The 2,048-nt window shown below is 74.0% G+C and carries 1 protein-coding gene; it reads left to right on the top strand.

The window, feature by feature from the left end:
* A partial coding sequence (locus tag FNQ90_RS20980; RefSeq protein ID WP_407699408.1) for a transglycosylase domain-containing protein occupies positions 1 to 2,048 on the top strand: 2,048 nt, incomplete at both ends.

Genomic DNA, 2,048 nt, shown 5'->3' with positions numbered 1-2,048 from the left:
GCCCCGGGGAGCGGCGGTCGGGTCGGCACCCCGGCTGGGAGCCGCGTCCCGGGCGGGGGCCGACCACCCGCCGCAGCCGCTGGCGGCGGGTGCTGCTCGGGTCGGTGGCGGCGGCGGTGGTCGCCGTCGGCGGGATCCTGGTCGCCGGCTACCTGCTGGTGGACATCCCCCACCCCCGGGAGGCGGCGGCGGCCCAGGCCAACGTCTGGCTGTACGCGGACGGTTCGCCGCTGGCCCGCACCGGCGAGGTGAACCGGGAGAACGTCTCCCTGGAGCGGGTGCCCGAACACGTGCGGCTGGCCGTCCTCTCCGCGGAGGACCGGGACTTCTACACCACCTCGGCCATCGATCCCAAGGGCATGGCCAGGGCCGCCTGGCGGATGCTGCGCGGCGAGGCCCGGCAGTCGGGCTCCACCATCACCCAGCAGTACGTGAAGAACTACTACCTGGACCAACGGCAGACCCTCTCCCGCAAGGGGCGGGAGTTCTTCATCGCGGTGAAACTGGACAGGGAGGCGTCCAAGGACGAGATCCTCGCCGGCTACCTGAACACCAGTTACTTCGGGCGCGGCGCGTACGGCGTCCAGGCCGCCGCGCGGGCGTACTACGACAAGGACGTGGAGGAGCTGGGCGTCGGCGAGGGCGCCTACCTGGCCGCCCTGCTGAACGCGCCGAGCCTGTACGACGTGCGGGTGGCGCCCGAGCGGCGGGAGCAGGCCCTGGGCCGTTGGGAGTACGTGCTGGACGGCATGGTCTCCCGGGGGTGGCTGAGTGCCTCCGAGCGGGCCGCGACGACCTTCCCCGAGCCGGTGGAACCGCCCGCGCCCGCCGGGCTCTCCGGACAGCGCGGTTATCTGGTCGAGGCGGCCCGCGGTCACCTGTTGGCCGGCGGGGCGCTGGACGAACGGCAGCTGGCCGCCGGTGGTTTCCGGATCACCACCACCTTCGAGCCGGACAAGCAGGAGGCGTTGGTCGAGGCGGTCGGCGAACACCTGTTGGAGCGGATGGATCCCGACCGCCCGCAGGACGCGACGCTGCGCACCGGCGCGGCCTCCGTGGAGCCGGACACCGGTCGGGTGGTGGCGATGTACGGGGGCGTGGACTACACCGAGCAGTACCTGAACAACGCCACCCGGCGGGACCACCAGGCCGCCTCCACCTTCAAGCCGTTCGTCTACACGGCGGCGCGGGAGCACGGTTCGGTGACCCGTTCCGGGGCGCCGATCGGGCCGTACACGTCCTACGACGGCACCAGCGGACGGCCGGTGATGGGGCGGGACGGGGTCCACACGGGCTGGGCACCGACCAACGAGCGGAACATCCACCACGGCACGGTGACGGTGAGCCGGGCGATGGACCTGTCGGTGAACTCGGTCTTCGCCCAACTGGGCGTGGACGTGGGGCCCGACCTGATCCGCGAGACCGCGATCGCCCTGGGGCTTCCGGAGCAGACCCCGGGGCTGGTCGAGGCCGGGGAGTCGATCTCCCTGGGCACGGCGACGCCGAGCGCGCTGGATCTGGCGGGCGCCTACGCCACGTTGGCGGCCCGGGGCGAACGGCACCCCCTGGTGCTGGTGGACTCGGTGACCCGGGAGGGCCGCGCGGTGGAGCTGCCCCGGCCGCGATCGGAGCGGGCGGTGAGCCGGGCGGCGGCGGACTCGACGACCTCGATCCTGCGCGGCGTGGTGGAGAGCGGCACGGGGATCGCCGCTCTGGCGGCCGGACGGCCGGCGGCGGGCAAGACCGGCACGGCGGAACAGGACAAGGCGGCGTGGTTCGCCGGCTACACCCCGGAACTGGCCACGGTGGTCGGGGTGTTCGGTCAGGACCCGGTCAGCGGGGCGCAGGTGCCGATGTACGGGGCGCTGGGCGAGGAGCGGATCAGCGGCGGCGGTGTGCCGGCCCGGATCTGGGCCCGGTACACCGAGTTGGCGCTGGCCGGGGAACCGGTGCGGGACTTCGAGTCGGAGACGGGGCGGGCCGATGTGGGCCCGCGCGAGAGCACGCCGACCGTCCCGGTGGTGGACACCCCCGGGGAGGGCGAGGGG

It is taken from the genome of Streptomyces alkaliphilus (assembly GCF_014141535.1).
GTDB classification, from domain to species: Bacteria; Actinomycetota; Actinomycetes; order Streptomycetales; family Streptomycetaceae; genus Streptomyces; species Streptomyces alkaliphilus.
The sequence above is the reverse complement of the archived record's forward strand: the minus strand, read 5'-3'. Positions and strand labels throughout refer to the sequence as shown.